This is a genomic window from Myroides pelagicus (assembly GCF_009711055.1).
GTDB lineage: Bacteria > Bacteroidota > Bacteroidia > Flavobacteriales > Flavobacteriaceae > Flavobacterium > Flavobacterium pelagicum.
In genome coordinates this window covers 1-16,725 of sequence record NZ_WMJY01000050.1, presented here as the reverse complement: position 1 = coordinate 16,725, position 16,725 = coordinate 1, and the positions used below count along the sequence as shown (strand labels likewise).

14 protein-coding genes are annotated in these 16,725 nt (G+C 33.4%); 12 read left to right on the top strand and 2 right to left on the bottom strand.

Annotated features, from left to right (window positions below; genetic code table 11):
• The first annotated feature begins 135 nt into the window (after positions 1 to 135).
• Entirely contained in the window at positions 136 to 864 is a 729-nt protein-coding gene (gene ubiE, locus GJV77_RS13790; RefSeq protein ID WP_155036918.1) for a bifunctional demethylmenaquinone methyltransferase/2-methoxy-6-polyprenyl-1,4-benzoquinol methylase UbiE, read from the top strand.
• 1 nt (position 865) lies between these two features.
• Complete coding sequence (gene porT, locus GJV77_RS13785) at positions 866 to 1,663, top strand: type IX secretion/gliding motility protein PorT/SprT (RefSeq protein WP_155036917.1); 798 nt, start codon at positions 866 to 868, stop codon at positions 1,661 to 1,663.
• A gap of 46 nt (positions 1,664 to 1,709) precedes the next feature.
• Here the strand turns inward: porT and GJV77_RS13780 are convergent, their stop codons facing one another.
• Positions 1,710 to 2,447 (bottom strand): TrmH family RNA methyltransferase, encoded by a 738-nt coding sequence (locus GJV77_RS13780; protein WP_155036916.1) that lies wholly within the window; start codon positions 2,445 to 2,447, stop codon positions 1,710 to 1,712.
• A gap of 40 nt (positions 2,448 to 2,487) precedes the next feature.
• On the opposite strand from GJV77_RS13780, the gene tamL reads away from it, so the two are divergent.
• The 3 genes from tamL to accD are packed head-to-tail and all read left to right on the top strand — an operon-like array spanning position 2,488 to position 7,069.
• Positions 2,488 to 5,058: a translocation and assembly module lipoprotein TamL gene (gene tamL, locus GJV77_RS13775; RefSeq protein ID WP_155036915.1), complete on the top strand. Its 2,571-nt coding sequence runs from the start codon at positions 2,488 to 2,490 to the stop codon at positions 5,056 to 5,058.
• 47 nt (positions 5,059 to 5,105) lie between these two features.
• Complete coding sequence (fbaA, locus tag GJV77_RS13770; protein ID WP_155036914.1) at positions 5,106 to 6,173, top strand: class II fructose-bisphosphate aldolase; 1,068 nt, start codon at positions 5,106 to 5,108, stop codon at positions 6,171 to 6,173.
• Between the two features lie 41 nt (positions 6,174 to 6,214).
• Complete coding sequence (gene accD / locus GJV77_RS13765) at positions 6,215 to 7,069, top strand: acetyl-CoA carboxylase, carboxyltransferase subunit beta (RefSeq protein WP_155036913.1); 855 nt, start codon at positions 6,215 to 6,217, stop codon at positions 7,067 to 7,069.
• A gap of 303 nt (positions 7,070 to 7,372) precedes the next feature.
• On the opposite strand, the gene GJV77_RS13760 is transcribed toward accD, so the two are convergent.
• A complete protein-coding gene (locus tag GJV77_RS13760) occupies positions 7,373 to 8,623 on the bottom strand; it encodes an ABC transporter permease (RefSeq protein WP_155036912.1) in 1,251 nt (416 codons plus the stop codon).
• A 155-nt stretch (positions 8,624 to 8,778) separates the two neighbouring features.
• Between GJV77_RS13760 and purH the strand changes: the two genes are divergently transcribed.
• From purH to GJV77_RS13725, 7 genes are read left to right on the top strand one after another with little or no spacing between them, the layout of a single operon-like run.
• Entirely contained in the window at positions 8,779 to 10,305 is a 1,527-nt protein-coding gene (gene purH / locus GJV77_RS13755; protein WP_155036911.1) for a bifunctional phosphoribosylaminoimidazolecarboxamide formyltransferase/IMP cyclohydrolase, read from the top strand.
• 56 nt (positions 10,306 to 10,361) lie between these two features.
• Positions 10,362 to 11,390, top strand: a complete 1,029-nt coding sequence (locus GJV77_RS13750; RefSeq protein ID WP_155036910.1) for a rod shape-determining protein — start codon at positions 10,362 to 10,364, stop codon at positions 11,388 to 11,390.
• A 10-nt stretch (positions 11,391 to 11,400) separates the two neighbouring features.
• Complete coding sequence (gene mreC / locus GJV77_RS13745; protein ID WP_155036909.1) at positions 11,401 to 12,231, top strand: rod shape-determining protein MreC; 831 nt, start codon at positions 11,401 to 11,403, stop codon at positions 12,229 to 12,231.
• The gene (locus GJV77_RS13740; RefSeq protein ID WP_155036908.1) at positions 12,224 to 12,748 is read left to right on the top strand and encodes a rod shape-determining protein MreD; all 525 of its coding nucleotides are present in this window, start codon (positions 12,224 to 12,226) and stop codon (positions 12,746 to 12,748) included. The genes mreC and GJV77_RS13740 overlap by 8 nt, the downstream gene beginning before the upstream one ends.
• Positions 12,745 to 14,607: a penicillin-binding protein 2 gene (gene mrdA, locus GJV77_RS13735; RefSeq protein WP_155036907.1), complete on the top strand. Its 1,863-nt coding sequence runs from the start codon at positions 12,745 to 12,747 to the stop codon at positions 14,605 to 14,607. Before GJV77_RS13740 ends, mrdA begins: the two co-directional genes overlap by 4 nt.
• Positions 14,607 to 15,860, top strand: coding sequence for a rod shape-determining protein RodA (gene rodA / locus GJV77_RS13730; protein ID WP_155036906.1), 1,254 nt, complete (start codon positions 14,607 to 14,609; stop codon positions 15,858 to 15,860). The genes mrdA and rodA overlap by 1 nt, the downstream gene beginning before the upstream one ends.
• Positions 15,861 to 15,892: 32 nt before the next feature.
• Complete coding sequence (locus GJV77_RS13725; protein ID WP_155036905.1) at positions 15,893 to 16,345, top strand: hypothetical protein; 453 nt, start codon at positions 15,893 to 15,895, stop codon at positions 16,343 to 16,345.
• The last annotated feature ends 380 nt before the right edge of the window (positions 16,346 to 16,725 follow it).

Below are 16,725 nucleotides of genomic sequence, written 5' to 3'. Positions count from 1 at the left end.
CCCTGATACTATTTTAGGACTTTTTCAGTGCCCTCCTAGTATAGCTAAGGTTTTTTCTTTTACAGAAAGGAATTAAGTAATAGGAAACCACCAAATTGCCTATTAATAATTATATTTGCTCAAAATTATAATAAGATGTCAAAAGAAGTAACCCCTTATAAAGAATCAGCCCTAGGTAAAAAGCAACAAGTTGAACAAATGTTTGATAACATTTCTGGTAATTATGACAACCTGAATCGCATGATTTCTTTGGGTACAGACCAAGGATGGAGACGCAAAGTACTTAAAATGGTTTCCGATACCAACCCTGAATCTATTCTTGATATAGCAACAGGAACAGGTGACTTGGCTATTTTATTATCTAAATCGAATGCTCATAAAATAACAGGACTAGACCTATCAGCAGGAATGTTAGAAGTTGGTCGCCAAAAAGTAAAAGCACTTAACCTAGATAAACGCATTGAATTAGTTCAAGGAGATTCAGAGAACTTACCATTTGACGATAATTCTTTCGATGCAATCACTGTAGGTTTTGGTATTCGTAATTTTGAAACACTTGAAAAAGGGCTTTCTGAAATATTACGCGTGCTAAAACCAGGAGGTATTTTTGTTATCTTAGAGACTTCAGTACCGACTAAGTTTCCGTTTAAACAAGGTTATTTTTTCTATACACAAAACATCTTACCGTTTATGGGAAAAATGTTTTCAAAAGACAAAAAAGCATATCAATATCTATCTGACTCAGCTAAAAATTTTCCTTTTGGCGAAAACTTAAACAATATTTTAAGAAAAGTTGGGTTTAAAGAAGTAAAGCACTATCCTCAAACTATGGGTATTGCAACAATTTATTCTTCGTCAAAATAATATGAAAAAGCTGTATATACTATTATTCTTTATACTTGGAACGATCAGTAGTTTCGCTCAATGGCCCTTTGGTAAAAACCCAATCTTAAACAAAGAAGATTGGGATAAGCAAAGAGTACATTGGGGGTATTATTTAGGCTTTAATAGTATGAACTATCAAATCAGTTATACAGAAGACTATCACAACCAAATACACGATTTAGCGACAAAGTATCCACATGATTTCACAGAAATACAAGTTCACTCATCAACTGGATTTAACGTTGGATTAGTTGGTAACCTTCGTCTATTTGAATACTTAGATTTGCGATTTGAACCTGGTCTTTTTCATGCAAAGCGTACGCTAACATACCCAAAGGTTCTAATTTACAACTATTATAAGCAAGAACACGGCAACACCTTGCCTAAAGATCAGGAAATAAGAAACTCTTCTATAAAAGAAGTTAACTCTACTTATATTCATTTCCCTTTGTTGTTAAAATTTTCAGCTTTGAGAACGGGAAATATAAGACCATATCTGATTGGAGGAGTATCAATGGATTTAGATTTAGGAAGTAACTCTAATTCTGCAAAAGATAATTACGAAGGGGTTTGGCGTATGAAAAAATGGACAGCTAATTATGAAATTGGAGCAGGTATAGATATCTATTTTCACTATTTCAAATTTACTCCAGCAATTAAAGGAATATTTGGATTAGGCGATGAATTGATTCGTGATAATTCAGTAAATAGTCCTTGGACGGGAGGAATAAAATCAATGAAGAAACGAGGCGTATTTTTATCCTTTACGTTTCATTAAAATACAAAAGAGGGGAACCAATATTTGGTTCCCCTCTCTTGTATTTCTATAAAGAACTTCTTTTAAACTCACTTAAAATAATCGAAGTAGCCATAGCTACATTTAGACTTTCTGTCTGTTGAAGATCGCCAAATCTCGGTATTGTTAAACGTTGATCAACATGAGACTCGATAATAGGAGAGATCCCATTTGCTTCATTTCCCATAACGATTACACCTCTAGTCGGCAATTTTTCTTGATAAATATTTCTACCATTCATAAAAGTTCCGAATACAGGTATCCCCCCTCCTCTGCTCGAGAGCAGTTCGAGTAAATCCCCATAAACCACATTTACGCGAGTAATAGACCCCATAGTCGCTTGAACGACCTTAGGGTTATAAATATCGACTGTTTCACTACTGCAGATCAAATGCTTTATTCCAAACCAATCGCACAATCTGATAATCGTACCTAAGTTACCTGGATCGCGAACATCATCTAATGCCACTACCAAATTGTCAAAAGATAAAGCTAGTTCCTTTCCACAATGAAATACTGCTAAGCAATTGGATGTACTACTTAAGGCAGACATTTTTTTCATATCATCGTTTGATACCTTAACCATTCTATTATCGTCGACCGAAAAATCGAGTGTCTCTGTGCAATACAAACTTTCTAATGTAAAATCAGAAGCCAATAATTCTTGTATAACCTTATACCCTTCAGCTATAAATAATTGATGAACCTTTCTGTATTTTTTTTGATGTAAACTTTTAATTAATTTTATTTGGTTTTTCGTAACCATAAAAAAATGTATTTTTGAATGATATTAGACAGATACTACATTGAGCAAATTTTCATCAAAAATAGCACTAATTATATTAACAAGCATAAGTTTTTTTGCTTGTTCAACTATTAAAAGAGTACCTCAAGACAGAGCTCTATTAGTTGATAATACAATTATCGAGAACGACAAAAAGGTAAACAAAGAAGAGATTTACCAACAACTATACCAAACACCAAACAGTACATTCCCATTCACTGGTTTTCATCTAAGACTACACCTATACAACTTAGCTAAACCAAATGCTGATTCACTATACCAAGTTTGGCTAAAGAACAACCCTAAGAAAGAAAAGCACTTATCTGCACTTCTTTCACGCAAACAAGTTGATCGACTAGGTCAGTCGTTCATGATTAGTGGGATTAACAACTTTCTAATTAAAACAGGAGAACAACCTGTATTATACGACACATTAAAAACAAATAAATCCGTTGCTCGACTTAAAAACTATTATTTCAACAAAGGATACTTTGATACTAGAGTTTTAACTGTATTAGATACTATTTCAAAACAAAAAGTAACAAATACTTATCGTGTAGAAACAGGTAATCCCTATTATATTGATAGTGTACAAACAAATATTTCCACTAAAGCGTTACAAGAATTATTCGATCAAGAAAAAAACAAAAGTTTAATTAAATCAAATGAAGTATTTGATGTAAAAAACTTTGAAAACGAAAGAAAAAGATTAACAAAGCAGTTTAGAAATAAAGGTGCCTATTACTTCCAAGAATTGAATATTCGCTATGAAGTAGATACAATTATAAACAAAAAAAACAAAGCTAACATTAACTTGATTATAGATCCACAAACAGTGAAATCAGGTGATACTCTTATCGAAAAACCTTTCAAACTTTACGACATTAGTGAAGTTAATATCTACACCGACAATGTCAGCAAAAACAAAAAAATAGACCTAGATAGTATACAACACAACAACTTTAATCTATATAGTTCTACTAAACTACAATACAAACCTAAAGCACTTACTGATGCCGTTTTTATAACTAAAGGCAGTAAGTTTAGTGACCAAAAAAGAATATTGACCTCACGATCTATCAGTAACCTTCGAGTATTCAATTACCCCGTAATCGAATATATAGAAGACAAAAGAGATACCACAGGTCAATCGCTCATCTCAAATATTTATTTGACTTCACGAAAAAAAATGACGTTTAACCCATCTTTAGATCTTACACATTCAAATATTCAAGATTTTGGTATTGGAGGAAATATAGGCATATTATTTAGAAATGTATTTAAAGGAGCTGAAATATTAGAAGTAGGAATAAAAGGAAGCATGGGATCATCAAGACAAATGAACAACCCAAACAATGTGTTCTTTAATGTAACAGAATATGGAGGAGATGTAAAACTAACATTCCCACGTGTATTCTTTCCAATTAATACTGATAGATTGGTTCCTAAAACTATGTTACCGACTACAACCATGAGTTTTGGTATTTCCAAACAACGCAATATCGGTTTGGATAAAGATAACTTTACGGGAATTATCAACTATAAATGGTTACCATCACAATATAATTCTTTTAGTTTTGACCTAGCGAATATACAATACGTAAGAAACACGAACCCTTCGAATTACTTTAGTGTTTACCGTTCATCATATAGTCGATTAAACACCATTTCACAAGATTATAAAGAGGCTGCAAATCCTGAATACTTTACTCCAGAAGGTAATCTAAGTATTTCTGACAATGGAGCGAATAGATTTATTTGGGATGCACTCAACCCCAATAACCCTATGAATGTAAGCGAAGCAGATCGCAATACTATTAGAAGCATTGAAGAAAGAAGAATTAGACTATCAGAAAACAACCTAATTATATCGAGTAATCTAGTATTTACGAAGACTACACGTACAGCTATCAACGACAATAGCTTTTATACACTAAAAACTAAAATAGAATCAGCTGGAGGTCTAATGAATGCTCTAATGAAAAGAGCTAGTACAAAAACAGGGCCAACAGGAAAGAAAACAATTTTAGATGTTGAGTTTTCACAATATGTAAAAACAGAAATAGACTTTATTAAATATTGGGATTTAGGAAAACAAAGAGTAATCGCTATGCGTGCATTTGGAGGTCTTGCAATCCCATATGGAAACTCAAGTTCAATTCCATTTACAAGAAGTTATTATTCCGGAGGATCAAATGACAATAGAGGTTGGCAATCGTATCGATTAGGCCCAGGTAAAAGTGGGGGAATCAATGACTTTAACGAAGCAAATATGAAACTATTTTTTAGTACAGAGTATCGATTCTCAATAGGAGGTCCTTGGAAAGGAGCTTTGTTTATAGATGCATCAAATATATGGAATGTCTTTGACGAAGTAAAAGATTCGAATTACACTTTTAATGGTATTTCATCTATTAAAGACATTGCAGTAGCTTCAGGATTTGGAATTCGCTATGATTTTAGTTTCTTTGTATTCCGATTAGACATGGGGTTTAAAACTTACAACCCAAATATCAATGCACAGCGAAAATGGTTCAAGGAGTTTAACCTAAAAGAATCAGTGCTAAATGTTGGAATTAATTATCCATTCTAATCCAATTATAATTAGTATTTTTGTAAACAAATTTAACACAACAGTACATGGCACACAATATTAAACCAGGAGTAGCATTTGGAGATCAGGTGCAAGAGATATTTAGTTATGCAAAAGAAAAAGGTTTTGCTTTACCGGCAGTAAACGTAACAAGTTCAAGTACAATTAATGCTGTATTAGAAACTGCTTCTAAACTTAACTCACCTGTTATCATTCAGTTCTCAAATGGAGGTGCTGCATTCATGGCAGGAAAAGGATTATCAAATGACAATCAAAAAGCAGCTATACTTGGGGCAATCGCAGGAGCTAAACAAGTACATACCTTAGCAGAAGCTTACGGTGTACCTGTAATACTACATACTGACCACTGTGCAAAAAAACTATTACCATGGATTGATGGTCTATTAGATGCTGGAGAGGAGCATATGAAACAATTTGGGAAACCACTTTTCAGTTCTCATATGATTGACCTATCAGAAGAATCTTTAGAAGAGAACATGGAAATTTCTAAAAAGTACCTTACTCGTATGAGTAAATTAGGAATGACTTTAGAAATAGAGCTTGGTATCACAGGCGGAGAAGAAGATGGTGTTGATAACACAGGTGTTGACTCTTCTAAGCTATATACACAACCTGAAGAAGTAGCTTACGCTTACGAAGAGTTATCAAAAGTAAACCATAGATTTACTATTGCTGCATCGTTCGGAAATGTTCATGGTGTATACAAGCCAGGGAATGTTAAACTTACTCCAATCATTTTGAAAAACTCTCAAGAGTACGTTTCAAAAAAATTCAATCTACCAAAAAATTCTATTGATTTTGTATTCCATGGTGGATCAGGTTCTTCTGTAGAAGAAATTAGAGAATCTATCGGTTATGGAGTTATCAAAATGAATATTGACACTGATACACAATTTGCCTATACAGAAGGTATCAGAGATTATGTAACTAGCAAAGTAGACTATTTAAAAACTCAAATAGGGAACCCAGAGGGAGCGGATATTCCAAACAAGAAATACTACGATCCACGTGTATGGGTAAGACAAGGTGAGTTAACTTTAATTGCTCGTTTAGAAAAAGCTTTTGAAGACTTAAATAATGTAAACACATTATAACCCCTTGTTTTCGAACTTAATATAAACAAAACAAACATTTTATGGCTTGGTTTAAAAGGAAAGAAAAAGGAATTCAGACTCCAACAGAGAACAAAAAAGATATTCCAAAAGGACTTTGGTATAAATCACCTACAGGTAAAATTATTGATTCTGACGAACTTGCAGTTAACTTATGGGTTAGTCCAGAAGATGGTTATCACGTTCGTATTGGTAGTAAAGAGTATTTCGAAATTCTTTTTGACAACAACGACTACAAAGAAATAGCCAAGAGCCTATCTTCAAAAGATATTTTAAAGTTTGAGGATACTAAAAAATATGTAGATCGTCTGAAAGAAGCAATGACTAAAACACAACTTAAAGATGCTGTTAGAGTTGCTGTCGGAGAATCAAAAGGAGAAAAATTAGTCGTTGCAGCAATGGATTTTGCATTTATTGGTGGTTCAATGGGATCCGTAGTAGGTGAAAAAATTGCTAGAGGTATTGACTATTCAATAAAACACAATATTCCATTTATGATGATTTCAAAATCAGGTGGAGCACGTATGATGGAAGCAGGTTTCTCACTAATGCAAATGGCTAAAACATCAGCTAAACTTGCTAAATTAAGTGATGCTAAGATTCCATACATATCACTATGTACAGATCCAACAACAGGAGGTATTTCTGCTTCTTTCGCTATGCTAGGAGATATTAATATCGCTGAACCAGGAGCTTTAATTGGTTTTGCTGGACCTAGAATTGTAAAAGATACAACAGGTAAAGATTTACCCGAAGGATTTCAAACTTCAGAATTCTTACTTGAGCACGGTTTCTTAGACTTTATTGTTCACCGCCGCGACCTTAAAAAGAATGTTAATCTATATTTAGATTTGATTCTAAACAGACCTATTAGATAAGAACAAAAGCACCTTTATAATTAATAGTGATCAGAATTACTTCTGATCACTATTTTTTTTGAATGAGTACTTTATTAACTAATTACACCTTCTTTCTATAATGACAATAAAAGCAACAAGCGAATTTAGAAACTATACCTTACTCTATCTTCTTTTGCTTTTTTATATATTAATAATAAAAAATTCGTAAGGCTAATATTATGACTTTGACTACCTTTCGAAAGGTGTATTTCTATCACTTTTTAATTGATGCCTAAAGAAAACACATTCACTTTAGACCATATTCATCCTACAAAAAAACAATTACATACCTGTACGTATAGCTTCTACTGGATCTAATCGAGCTGCTGATCGAGCAGGCAAATACCCAGATAAAACACCTATTATAGCGGAAATCAAAAAACCTAACAGCACATTTGAAAAACTAAGAATCAATGCAAAAGATGTGAAATTTGTAACAACTATAGCAATTATCCAAACCAAAACAATTCCTCCTGCTCCTCCGATTAATGCAAGAATTACTGATTCAAACAAGAATTGCAACAAGATAATATTACGCTTAGCACCTATTGCCTTTTGAACACCAATCAAATGAGTACGTTCTTTTACAGATACAAACATAATATTAGCTATTCCAAACCCACCTACTAACAAAGAGAAGGCACTAATAATCCAACCTACAATATTCATTTGAGCGATAATTTCATCGATAAAGTCTAACATGCCTCCAAACACATTAATAAAAAAGTTATCCTCCTCTGCCGCTTTCATTCCGCGAATAGTACGTAATTTCACACGTATTTCATTTTCGAATGCAGCCATTTCAACACCTTTAAATGGTTTTAAAACTACGACTGGAGTAAATGTCGATGCATTATTTCCATACAACATACGAATCGTATTAGTTGGAACATAAGCCTTGTCATCAAAACTAGCTCCAAAAGTAGTTGCTCCTTGTTTATCGATAACACCGATAACTTTAAAGTTCCTACCATATAGACGAATACTTTTTCCTATTGGATCTATACCATTAAAAAGAGCATTAGCTACTTCCATTCCCAATACAACAACATATGCACCTTTTGTCGCTTCCGATTCATTATAAAAACGACCATTAGAAATTTTTAAATTGTCTAAAAACTGTAAATCACTATTTCCAATCGAAATACTAACATCATTAGCATACTGACTTTCATATTTTAATATCTCTCGCTTAGTAAACATATTGTAAGAGATATACTCCGCCTCAGGTAAATTACGCTTTAAATACTCATACTCTTCATATTTCATCTCAGGAAACCTATCAATCTTCCAGCGAGGTATGTCCACCGGTCCAAAAGAATAATTAAAAACATAAATCATATTGGTATCAAAACCACTTAACTCTTTCTTGATATTTTTATCCAAAGAATCTACAGCTGCTAATACTGCAATGATAGAAAAAATCCCGATGGTTACTCCTAATAAAGAGAGCACAGTACGAAGCATATTTGTTCGCAATGCCTTAAGCGCAAACTGAAAACTATTAATAAAAAGTCTTATATATAAAAGCATAAAAAACAATGTATTTTACTTGAAAGCATATTCTCAAATACTTTCTTGACTAAAGATAGAAAATAAAAAAAATAATAATGATAAAACTTACCGTTTATACTTTAGAATTATCAATACAATACTTACTTTTGCCACTTACTAAATAACACACAACAATGAACACAACTAAAATGATTAAATCAGCTCTTATTTCAGTTTTTGATAAAAATGGTCTAGAGCCGATCGTAAAGGAATTACACAAGAACGAAGTAGTTATCTATTCTACGGGAGGAACTGAAACGTTCATCAAAGAACTAGGAATACCTGTAGTACCTGTGGAAGATGTAACTTCTTATCCATCTATCTTAGGTGGTCGTGTAAAAACTTTACATCCAAAAGTATTTGGAGGAATCTTAAATCGCCAAGATAACCCACAAGATGTGGAGCAAATGACTGAATTTGATATCCCCCAAATAGACTTAGTTATTGTTGACCTATACCCATTTGAGAAAACAGTTGCATCAGGAGCTAGTGAAGCTGATATCATCGAAAAGATTGATATCGGAGGTATTTCACTAATTAGAGCAGCAGCAAAAAACTTCAAAGATACTGTAATCGTTGCTTCTGTAAATGAATACGATACTTTCTTAAATATGATCCAAGAAAATCAAGGAGCTACAACAATTGAACAACGAAGATATTTAGCAACTAAAGCTTTCAATACATCATCTCATTATGACTCTGCTATCTTCAACTACTTCAACGAGGAAGAAACTACGTTAAAGATTAGTGTTGATAATGGTATTGCATTACGTTACGGAGAGAATCCTCACCAAAAAGGGCAATTTTTCGGAGATTTCGATGCTTTATTTAAAAAGCTTAATGGAAAAGAGCTTTCATACAACAACCTATTAGACGTTGATGCAGCAGTTAGTTTAATGAATGAGTTTAAAGGAGAAAAGCCAACTTTTGCAATTCTTAAACACAACAATGCTTGTGGTGTCGCACAAAGAGAGAGCATGAAAGAAGCTTACTTAGATGCTTTAGCTGGTGATCCAACCTCCGCTTTTGGAGGTGTTTTAATTGCTAATGGAAAAATAGACCTACAAACAGCAGAAGAAATAAACAAGCTTTTCTGTGAAGTAGTTATTGCTCCATCATATGATCGAGAAGCAATTGAAGTATTAAAAGAAAAGAAAAATAGAATTATTCTTGTTATCAATGAAATTAATATGCCTCAAAAACAAGTACGTACTTGTTTGAATGGTATTTTAGTTCAAGACAAAGATAATATTACAGATACTAAAGAGCACCTTACAAACGTTACTATATTAAATCCTTCTAACGAAGAAATAGATGACTTATTATTTGCTTCTAAAATCTGCAAACACACGAAATCTAATACAATTGTTTTAGCGAAAAACAAACAACTTTGTGCTTCAGGTACAGGGCAAACTTCAAGAGTAGATGCATTGCGTCAAGCAATTGAAAAAGCTAATTCATTTAACTTTGCTCTAGATGGCGCTGTTATGGCTAGCGATGCTTTTTTCCCATTCCCTGACTGTGTTGAAATTGCAGACAATGCTGGTATTAAGTCTGTTATTCAACCTGGAGGTTCTATAAAAGACGAATTAAGTATAAATTATTGTAACGAAAACAACATGGCAATGGTGTTTACAGGTACACGTCATTTTAAACATTAATTTATTACTTTTGTATAGCAAACAAAATTATTAACTCTAATAACCATTTTAATTATATGGGATTTTTTGATTTTATGACTGAGGATATCGCTATCGACTTAGGTACAGCGAATACTCTAATTATTCATGATGGAAAAGTTGTCGTTGACAATCCTTCGATTGTTGCTCGTGATAGAACTACGGGTAAAATAATAGCTGTAGGAAAAGAAGCGAGTTTAATGCAGGGGAAAACCCATGGAAATATCAAAACAATCCGCCCATTAAAAGACGGAGTTATTGCTGATTTTGACGCTTCAGAAAAAATGATAAGCCTCTTTATTAAAAGCATTCCTGCTCTAAGAAAAAAAATGTTTACACCTGCACTTCGTATGATTGTTTGTATTCCTTCAGGAATTACAGAAGTGGAAATGCGCGCTGTAAAAGAGTCTTGTGAGCGAGTGAATGGTAAAGAGGTTTACCTTATACACGAACCTATGTCTGCGGCTATCGGTATCGGTGTAGATATCATGCAACCAAAAGGTAACATGATTGTTGATATCGGTGGAGGTACTACTGAAATCGCTGTTATTGCACTAGGAGGTATTGTTTGTGATAAATCTGTTAAGATTGCAGGTGATGTATTCACTAATGATATCATCTATTATATGCGCACGCAACACAACTTATTTGTAGGAGAAAGTACAGCTGAAAAAATCAAAATACAAATTGGTGCTGCAACTGAAGACTTAGACACTCCTCCTGAAGATATGCTAGTACAAGGGCGTGACTTATTAACAGGTAAACCTAAACAAGTCACTGTTTCATACAGAGAGATTGCTAAAGCCTTAGACAAATCAATCCAACGTGTAGAAGATGCCGTTATGGAAACACTTTCGCAAACTCCTCCAGAATTAGCTGCTGATATCTACAATACAGGTATCTACCTAGCGGGTGGAGGCTCTATGCTAAGAGGTCTAGACAAACGCATCTCTCAAAAAACTGACCTTCCTGTCTATATTGCAGAAGATCCTTTAAGAGCTGTAGTACGTGGTACTGGTTTAGCAATTAAAAACATTGACAAATACAAAAGTGTACTTATCAAGTAATTAAAAAAATATGCAGCAAATAATCAACTTTTTTATAAAAAACAGTACTAAGCTACTGTTTTTGCTGCTTTTACTTATATCATTTGCATTCATTCTAAGAACACATACCTTTCACAGGAGTTCTTTTATCAGTTCTGCAAATGGTGTGACGGGTTATGTCTACGAAAATGTAAACGATCTAAAAGAATACATGCATCTAAAATCAGAGAACGACGCTCTGGTTTTAGAAAATGCATTACTAAAAACCATTGTTTATAACAACCTTACAACCAAAGACTCTGTCGAAATTCAAAAGTTTAGACCTAGCGAGACAGATGAGTTTTCAATACTGGTTGCTAAAGTTATTCGCAACTCTTTTAACACAAAAGAAAATTACCTAACAATTAAGGGGGGTACAAAACAAGGTGTAACTAAAGATCTTGGAGTCATTAATAGTAATGGCATTTTAGGTATCGTAGAAAAGTCTTCTAACAACTACTCTACCGTACAAAGTATATTGAATGTAAAATCTAAAATAAACGCTAAGATTAAGGGATCTAATCATTTTGGAACACTAAAGTGGGACGGAATTAATACGGGTTATGTCAACCTAACTGATATTCCTAGACTAGCTGAAATTTACAAAGGAGATACAATCGTTACTGGTGGAAGATCTACTATTTTTCCTGAAAATATTCCAATCGGTGTGATTGAAAAAGCATACACCACAAATAGTTCTAACTACTTCACTATTTCTGTTAGACTATTTAATGACATGACAAACTTAGGTTATGTCTACATCATTAAAAATAATTATATCGAAGAAATTAACACTTTAGAAGAGGAAATAGAAAATGAATAGCATTGTATTATCGAATATAGGTCGTTTTATTATTTTACTTTTAGTACAGGTGCTAATCTTCAATAATATAGACTTACTAGGATATATTAATCCATTTCCCTATATCCTTTTTATCATTCTTTATCCTACCAATGGCAATAAAGCTTTACTTTATTTATCAAGTTTCCTTCTAGGGTTAGCAGTTGATATGTTTATCAACTCTGGTGGTATACATGCCGCAGCTTCATTAATTCTAGCCTTTGCAAGACCAATGATACTTAAATTCTCATTCGGTATTAGTTATCAATATCACAATTTAAATATCCTTAAAAAAGTAACTAAAGATATGTTTAAATCTTTAGAAGTTTTTAGTTACATCTCTATCAGTATCTTAGTTCACAACTTAGTTCTATTTGCTTTAGAATTTTTCAGGTTTAACTTTATATTCGAAATACTTTCACGTACTATAATTACAATGATTTCAACCCTATTGTGTTGTATATTGATTATCTACTTGTTAAAGCCGTCTAGAAAATGAGAAAATACCTTTTACCGTTAATCATTACAGTTGTTTCAATTGTAATACTATCTCGTCTATTTTACTTACAAGTAATCGACGACACATATATCAAAAAATCTGAAAATAACGCGCTAAAAATCGTTTATGAATATCCTGAAAGAGGGTATATTTTTGATAGAAATGGTAAATTAATGGTTGCAAACCAGCCTTCTTATGATGTGATGGTTATTCCTCGTGAAGTAAAAGATATTGACACTTTAGCCTTGTGTAAACTACTTGATGTAACGAAAGACGAGTTTGACACAAAGCTAAACAAAGCTACAAAATACAGCCCAAGACTTCCTTCTATTTTCTTACCTCAGTTGAGCAAAGCAGAATACGCTGCTTTTCAAGAAAAAATCAGACACTTTACTGGTTTCTATATTCAGAAGCGCTCTCTTAGAGATTATCAAGTAGATCATGGTGCAAACATATTTGGTTATATTCGTCAAGTAAATGAATATAACATCAAGAACAATCCCTATTACCGCCCTGGTGACCTTATCGGTATTCAAGGGGTTGAAGAACAATATGAAGAAGTACTTAGAGGTGCTAAAGGAGTTAAGTATATTCAAAGAGACCGATTCAACAGAGAAATCGGCTCATTTAAAAATGGTATATACGACACGATAGCCTTAAAGGGAGACGATATTACATTAACTATTGATAGTGAATTACAAGCCTATGGGGAGTTGCTTATGCAAAATAAAAGAGGAGGAATTGTTGCAATTGAACCAAAAACAGGTGAAATATTAGCACTTATAAACGCTCCTACCTATGACCCTAGTTTACTAGTTGGACGAGAAAGGTCAAAAAACTATACCAAACTATATAACGATTCACTAGCAAAGCCACTATACAATAGAGTCCTTTCTGGAGAATACCCTCCGGGCTCTCCATTTAAAATACTTACAGGACTTATTGGTCTACAAGAAGGGGTCATCAACGAACACACTACTTTTAGTTGTAGTCGTGGCTTCTATTATGGTAAAGGAGCTTGGATGGGATGTCACGATAGTGGTAACTGGGACTTACATATAGCAACTGCCAAATCATGCAACACATACTTTGCACAGACCTATAGACGTATAATAGAAAAGTATAAAGAACCTGCTGACGGAATTGATGCTTGGAACAAGCACTTACAAAGCTTTGGTCTCGGACAATTCTTAGGTTATGACTTACCTGAAGGTAGAAAAGGACATATTCCAAACTCAGAATATTATAACCGTTGGTATCCTAATGGATCTTGGAAAAGTACTACTACAATTTCAAACTCTATTGGTCAAGGAGAAGTTATTATGACTCCAATGCAATTAGCTAATGTCATTGCGGCTGTTGCCAATAAAGGCTATTATTACACCCCTCACATCATTAAAAGCATTGAGCATCACAAAATAGACAAAAAGTTTGTCACTAAAAATCAAACCTCAATAGATGAAAAATACTTCAGCCCTGTAATAGAAGGTATGAATGAAGTATTTAAAACAGGAACTGGTCGCTCTGTGCAAGTAGAACAGCTAGACATGTGTGGTAAAACTGGAACTGTTGAAAACTTTACTCGTATTAATGGTAAACGTTATCAGTTAACCGATCACTCTGTATTCGTTGCTTTTGCTCCAAAAGACGATCCTAAAATTGCAATTGCTGTTTTCATTGAAAATGGATACTGGGGGGCAAGATGGGCTGCACCTATTACGAGTTTAATGATTCAAAAATATCTTCTAAACGAAATCGTTAGAAAAGATTTAGAAAAACGTATGCTAGACGGTAGCTTACAATCTGAATATGATAAAGTATTAAAACTATACAATAATGTAGATAAAAACAATAAATAATGAGAAGTGTTAGTGTTCAAAAAAATATAGACTGGTTGACTGTTCTCCTCTATTACCTATTAGTTATAGCTGGTTGGTTTACTATTTATTCAGCTTCTTTACCAGCTGAACCTACTTCTATGTTTGACCTAAATCAAATTTATGGACGACAACTAATATTCATTATTCTAACAATTCCATTCATTATATTAATCTTAGCTATTGATGCTAAGTTTTATGAAAAGTATGCCTTAATCTTCTATATTATAGGTTTACTTTCTATACTTGGTCTATTCTTCTTTGGTAAGTCTGTAAAAGGGCAAACCAACTGGTATGCTATTGGAGGTTTTGGCCTTCAACCTTCTGAGTTTGTCAAAACATCAACAGCACTATTACTAGCAAAGTACTTATCTGACAACCAAGGACACCTTAACACTTTTAAAGAACAACTAACAGCACTAATCATAATTGGTATACCTACTTTATTCATTTTAAAACATGATACCGGAAGTGCTATGTTATTTGTTTCTTTAGTCTTTGTTCTCTACAGAGAAGGTTTACCTAGCTGGTACTTATGGACAGGTTTCATCACTATTATTTTATTTTTTGCAGCATTGATAGTTCCTCCTTCCGCCATTATAGGAACAATTGTTATATTAACTATACTTCATTTTTATCTCAATAAAAATATAAATCGAAACCCTTTCATATACATTTTTATAGCCATTATATCCTCTGCATTTGTCTACTCAGTTGATTATGTTTATGACAATGTACTAGAGGCCCATCAAAAAGACAGGATCAATGTATTACTGGGGGAGAATGTAAACTTACAAGCAGAAGGATACAACCTTAACCAATCCAAAATCGCCATTGGATCAGGTAACTGGACAGGTACTGGTTTTTTAAAAGGTACACAAACCAAAGGTGGTTTTGTACCAGAGCAACACACTGATTACATCTTTACCACAGTAGGTGAAGAATGGGGGTTTGCAGGAGCAACAGTAGTAATAGTATTATTTCTATGCCTCTTCTACAGACTCATTTACTTAGCAGAAAACCAAAAAAAACGATTTAATCGCGTTTATGGTTACTGTGTGGTCTGCTTTTTGTTTATACATTTTGCATTCAATATTAGTATGTTGATTGGACTATTCCCTACTATTGGAGTACCTCTACCCTTCTTTTCTTATGGAGGATCGAGTTTAATAGCCTTTACAATACTTTTATTTATTTTTCTTAAACTAGATGCAAACAAAATAAACGAGTGGTAAAATAAAAACTCAATATAAATAAAAACAACAAAATGAATTCAAAAAAGCTATGTACTGCTATTTTAATAGCAGCTTTGCCTGTGTGTGGTTTTGCACAGGAAGTAAAGAAAAATGAAAATGTTCAAATCGTAGAAAAAGTAATCTTAAGCCCTGAACAGGTAAAAGAACTTAAAAAAGAACAAAAAAGAATCAGACAAGAACAAAAGCAAGCTCAAAAAGAAAGAAAAAGAGAGCTGAAAAGACAAAAAAACATTATCAAATACAAGCGTCGTATCGAAAAGAGTACTGCTAAACTACACAAAGAAAAAGAAAAACTTCACTTAGCACAGTACGAATACCACAATGATTTACAAGCGGGTAAACTATCTCAAATGGAAGAGTTAAAAGGAAAAGCTAAACTTTTAAAACAAGAGAGCAAAGTAAAAGACCTTCAAATCGATATTCAAGAGTACAAAAATACAATTGATGAGTTGATGAAACAATAACAACTTCTTTCAAATTAAAAAGAGCTATCTAATCAGGTAGCTCTTATTTTTTTCTATCTACGACCGAAAAAAATTTCAACAACAATATCTATCAAAACTTCACGTACGTCCCTCTAATTTACTAAAAGCACCTTTAAATAGTAATGTAATACGAACTGTATCGGACCAGCTATTGATTCCTAGATACAACCTACTTCTTGAAAGAAAAACAACTTTTGTTGCCAAACTAGTGCTATGCGTACAGTATACGTGCAGTATAGTGGCCCAGAAGTACATTCTCGGCAAGGAAACTGCACGTATACTGCAAGCATAGGTCAATAAAGAATGGACAACCTTGGATCAGTCTCAAAAGTTGTGTGTGAATTAAAAAGGACAGACCT

Bases quoted from the DNA above. Each gene is read 5' to 3' on its own strand.
- ubiE (WP_155036918.1), top strand. From the start codon at position 136: ATGTCAAAAGAAGTAACCCCTTATAAAGAATCAGCCCTAGGTAAAAAG.
- porT (WP_155036917.1), top strand. From the start codon at position 866: ATGAAAAAGCTGTATATACTATTATTCTTTATACTTGGAACGATCAGT.
- GJV77_RS13780 (WP_155036916.1), bottom strand. From the start codon at position 2,447: ATGGTTACGAAAAACCAAATAAAATTAATTAAAAGTTTACATCAAAAA.
- fbaA (WP_155036914.1), top strand. From the start codon at position 5,106: ATGGCACACAATATTAAACCAGGAGTAGCATTTGGAGATCAGGTGCAA.
- accD (WP_155036913.1), top strand. From the start codon at position 6,215: ATGGCTTGGTTTAAAAGGAAAGAAAAAGGAATTCAGACTCCAACAGAG.
- GJV77_RS13760 (WP_155036912.1), bottom strand. From the start codon at position 8,623: ATGCTTTTATATATAAGACTTTTTATTAATAGTTTTCAGTTTGCGCTT.
- purH (WP_155036911.1), top strand. From the start codon at position 8,779: ATGAACACAACTAAAATGATTAAATCAGCTCTTATTTCAGTTTTTGAT.
- GJV77_RS13750 (WP_155036910.1), top strand. From the start codon at position 10,362: ATGGGATTTTTTGATTTTATGACTGAGGATATCGCTATCGACTTAGGT.
- mreC (WP_155036909.1), top strand. From the start codon at position 11,401: ATGCAGCAAATAATCAACTTTTTTATAAAAAACAGTACTAAGCTACTG.
- GJV77_RS13740 (WP_155036908.1), top strand. From the start codon at position 12,224: ATGAATAGCATTGTATTATCGAATATAGGTCGTTTTATTATTTTACTT.
- mrdA (WP_155036907.1), top strand. From the start codon at position 12,745: ATGAGAAAATACCTTTTACCGTTAATCATTACAGTTGTTTCAATTGTA.
- rodA (WP_155036906.1), top strand. From the start codon at position 14,607: ATGAGAAGTGTTAGTGTTCAAAAAAATATAGACTGGTTGACTGTTCTC.
- GJV77_RS13725 (WP_155036905.1), top strand. From the start codon at position 15,893: ATGAATTCAAAAAAGCTATGTACTGCTATTTTAATAGCAGCTTTGCCT.